Genomic DNA, 3,868 nt, shown 5'->3' with positions numbered 1-3,868 from the left:
GAGCGCGGCGGTTCGCCCGGCCGACGGCGGCGCGGGGCAGTCGCACGACGCTGCCGAGGTGGCCCAGGCCCGGATCTTCGAGGGCATGCTGCGCTCGGAGATCTCCCAGTTGGAACAAGTGGCGAGAGCCATGGTTGACCGCGGTCTAAGGCGTCGCCACCGGCGCACGCCAGACGGTTGGCCACCCGAGGAGCTCGTGCAGCTTCGTGCGCGCATCGATGAAGCGCACCGCCTCCTGGAGACACTGCGGCGTCGATTCCTGCACGGGTCGCAAGGCCGGGATCCGCGGTAATCGACGGTCACGCCGAGAAATGGCGAGCACAATGTCACGCAGTGACAGCGAGGTCCGACACCCGTGTAACGGTTTTTCTCTGCGGCGACGTGATGACCGGTCGCGGGATTGACCAAATACTTCCGCATCCGGGAAGCGCCGAACTACGCGAGCCGTCGGTCACCGATGCCCGCACCTACGTGACACTCGCCGAGCGCCTCAACGGGCCGGTTCCCGCGCCGACCGACGTGACATGGCCGTGGGGAGAGGCGCTGTCACTACTTGACGAATTCTCGCCCGACGTCCGGTTGATCAACCTCGAAACAACCATTACCCGCCGCGGCGAGTTCGCGCCCCGCAAAGCCGTGCACTACCGCATGCACCCCGACAACATCGGTTGCTTGACCGCAGCTCGGCCCGACGCTTGCGTCCTCGCCAACAACCACATCCTCGACTTCGGTCCTCGCGGACTAGCCGACACGTTGAATGCGCTGACCCACGCCGAAATCCGCGCGGTAGGCGCTGGACTTACCGCCCAGCAAGCTGAGCGCCCCACCGTCGTGCCGTGCGGCGATGGAAAGCGTGTCGTCATTGCCGCCTGTGGCATGGCGTCCAGTGGCATTCCACGTTCCTGGGCGGCAGATCACAGCCGGCCGGGTGTCGCCTTTGTGGCCGAGCTGTCCGACCGCAGCGCCGCCGTGGTCGCCGATCGGGTGCTCGCAGCGAAGCGGCCCGGCGATATCGCGATCGTCTCGGTGCATTGGGGTTCGAACTGGGGCTACGACGTCGATGCTCGCCAGATTCGTTTCGCGCACCGGTTGATCGACGCCGGCGTCGACATTGTGCACGGGCATTCCTCCCACCATCCGCGACCGATCGAGCTCTACGCCGACAAGTTGATCTTGTACGGCTGCGGCGATGCGGTGGACGACTACGAGGGCATCACTGGCTACGAGGAATTCCGGCCAAATTTGCGGCTGTTGTACTTCGTCTCAGTCGACGACTGTGTCACCTTGCGAATGGTGCCGATGCGGATGCGAAGAATGCGGCTCGAGCGCGTTCCGCGCGACGACGCCGAGTGGCTGCAGCGGACGCTGGATCGACTCGGGCAGCCGTTCCGGACGCGGGTCCGTGCCACCGGCGACACTGTCCTTACCGCGTATCCATCGCTGAACGAGATGCGCTGAGCAACAGCGATTCCCAGCAGCAGCCCAGGCACGAAATGCTCGCTTCGCAAGGCCCGCAGATCAGGTCAACCGCGCTCCGTTCGGCAATGGACGGTCGAATCCGGCTATGACCACCTTGTTGGCGTGGTCGTAGACACCGGTTACCAACACGTCCGAGGTGACGCCGGCGACGTTCTTGGGAGCGAAATTACAGACACAAAGCACTTGGCGGCCAAGAAGTTGCTCAGCATCGTAGTAGTCGGTAATTTGAGCGCTGGAAGTCTTCGTCCCCAATGGCCCGAGGTCGATCGTGAGGACATACGCGGGCTTCTTCGCGCGACGGTTGAGCATTGCCTCGACGATGGTGCCCACGCGCAATTCAACCCGTTGAAAATCGGACCAATCGATCACAATTCCCATAGCGTGGTTCGCTAGTGTTTCATCTGGCCTCCGCACGTGAAGGTACTTGAGCTGCTATGGCTTGTTGCCAACAATGAGCGCCACGACGCACGTACGGCGAAGTGCCCTTAAGGCGCTGCTGTTCGACGTGCAAGGCACCGCGACGGACTTTCATTCAACGCTGTGTTGCGAGGCGCAGCGAATCAGTGCTGGGCGGCATCCGGACGTAGATTGGGCGGCATTCGTCAATGCTTGGCGCGCAGCATATTTCACCGCAGTGGACTCAGCGAGACCTAGTCACGAAAAGTGGATCTCCGTGCACTCGATGTACCGGGCGGCCCTGCGATCTCAGCTTGACCAGTATGGCATCATCGATTTCTCCGCCGCTGAACAAGAAGAGCTGACGTCGGCGTGCCAGCGGCTCGCACCGTGGCCGGATGTGGTGCCCGGCCTCACCAGGCTCAAGACGAAGTACACGCTGGCGACCCTGTCCAATGCCGACGTGTCAGCGGTGGTTAACATCTCCAAACGCGCTGGGTTGCCCTGGGATGCGGTGTTCACCGCCGAAATGGCCGGGGTGTTCAAACCCGACCCGGCGATTTACCACATGGCGGTGCAGTATCTCGGGCTGCCACCCGCCGAGATCATGATGGTGGCCAGCCATAAATACGACCTCCAGACAGCGGCCGCTCTCGGCTTCCAGACCGCCTTCGTCACGCGCCCGCTGGAGTTGGGGCCGCACGGTGCAGTCGACGTCGCCTACGACGAACGGTTCGACATCAACGCCACCGACTTCCTCGACCTCGCCGAGCAGTTGGGCTGCTGAGCGCGGTGGGCTGTATTTCCCCGCGGTCGCGTCCGATATGGCTGACGATGGAACTGGCTGAGCCACTGCGCAGGAGTTGACGGCATGACCACGGTTTACGCAACCCATCCCCGGTACGCCGAACACGATTTGCCGGGACATCCCGAGTGCGCGGACCGAATCCGCGCGGTGTGGCGCGGGTTGGACGAGAGCGGCCTGGCTGCGCGGATGCAACCGCTCGAAGTCCAGGCCCTAGACACCGAGGCAGTGCTCGCCGTGCACACGGACGACTATCTCGACTTGCTGCGACGCATCAACGACATGCCGCGCACAATTCACCTGGATCCCGATACCTACGCGGGACCAGATGCCCTCACCATCGCGCGGTTGTCGGCGGGCGGAGTAGTTGCTGCGACCGATGCTGTGCTCAGCGGAACCGCGGACAATGGCCTGGCGGCCGTCCGCCCGCCGGGGCATCACGCGATGCCCGACCGCGCCATGGGTTTCTGCTTGCTCGGAAACGTCGCCATTGCCGCGCGCCACGCCCAGACGCGTTATGGGGTTGAGCGCATCTTGATCGTCGACTACGACGTTCACCACGGCAATGGCACTGAAGCCATGTTCTATGACGATCCATCGGTGCTCTACGTTTCGACGCATCAGTATCCGTTCTATCCCGGCACCGGTGCTGCGAGTGACATCGGCATCGGCTCTGGCGAGGGCTACACAGTGAATATCCCCTTGCCGGCCGGAAGCGGCGACGCTAGCTACGCAACGATTTTCGACACGGTGATCTGGCCGACGGCCGAGCGATTCAACCCTGAGTTGATCCTCGTATCGGTGGGATTCGACGCATACTGGACAGATCCGTTGGCGGGGATGCGCCTGACGTTGCCTGGCTATTCCCACCTGGCCGCGGAAGTCATTGGCATGGCCCAACGTTTATGCACGGGCCAAGTCGTCTTCGTGCTTGAGGGCGGCTATGACATGGACGCGCTGCGATACGGCATAAGCAATATCGCTCGCCTGCTGCTCGGCGAACACACAGTCGACCCGCCGATGACACTTCCGAGCTCACGACCCGAGCCAGACATCAACGGACTTGTCGCACGGCTCAAGCGGCTACACGGGCTGTAATCAAAGACCACCGCACCGCGACGGGGCCAAGACAGGCGACCACGGCGGGCAATCCGGCGGCAGTGGCTGCGGCGGCGGAGGCGTATAGGG

The 3,868-nt window shown here is 63.2% G+C and carries 5 protein-coding genes; 4 read left to right on the top strand and 1 reads right to left on the bottom strand.

Translation table 11 applies throughout. From position 1 onward, the window contains the following. Window positions 1-292 (top strand): hypothetical protein (locus ACFE99_RS23755; RefSeq protein WP_375489147.1); only part of this gene is annotated, 292 nt, incomplete at its 5' end. A gap of 41 nt (window positions 293-333) precedes the next feature. After that, the gene (locus ACFE99_RS23750) at window positions 334-1,458 is read left to right on the top strand and encodes a CapA family protein (protein WP_375489145.1); all 1,125 of its coding nucleotides are present in this window, start codon (window positions 334-336) and stop codon (window positions 1,456-1,458) included. A 60-nt stretch (window positions 1,459-1,518) separates the two neighbouring features. On the opposite strand, the gene ACFE99_RS23745 is transcribed toward ACFE99_RS23750, so the two are convergent. Next, window positions 1,519-1,857: a tRNA-binding protein gene (locus ACFE99_RS23745; RefSeq protein ID WP_375489143.1), complete on the bottom strand. Its 339-nt coding sequence runs from the start codon at window positions 1,855-1,857 to the stop codon at window positions 1,519-1,521. A 73-nt stretch (window positions 1,858-1,930) separates the two neighbouring features. Here ACFE99_RS23745 and ACFE99_RS23740 point away from each other — a divergent pair, with 73 nt between their 5' ends. Together ACFE99_RS23740 and ACFE99_RS23735 are read left to right on the top strand one after the other, a co-directional pair. After that, the gene (locus ACFE99_RS23740; protein WP_375489141.1) at window positions 1,931-2,662 is read left to right on the top strand and encodes a haloacid dehalogenase type II; all 732 of its coding nucleotides are present in this window, start codon (window positions 1,931-1,933) and stop codon (window positions 2,660-2,662) included. Window positions 2,663-2,746: 84 nt separating this feature from the next. Continuing rightward, complete coding sequence (locus tag ACFE99_RS23735) at window positions 2,747-3,778, top strand: histone deacetylase (RefSeq protein ID WP_375489139.1); 1,032 nt, start codon at window positions 2,747-2,749, stop codon at window positions 3,776-3,778. Window positions 3,779-3,868: the final 90 nt, after the last annotated feature.

Source organism: uncultured Mycobacterium sp., from assembly GCF_964249325.1.
GTDB lineage: Bacteria > Actinomycetota > Actinomycetes > Mycobacteriales > Mycobacteriaceae > Mycobacterium.
Note: the sequence above shows the minus strand (reverse complement) of the source record. Positions and strands in the feature narration are given on the sequence as shown.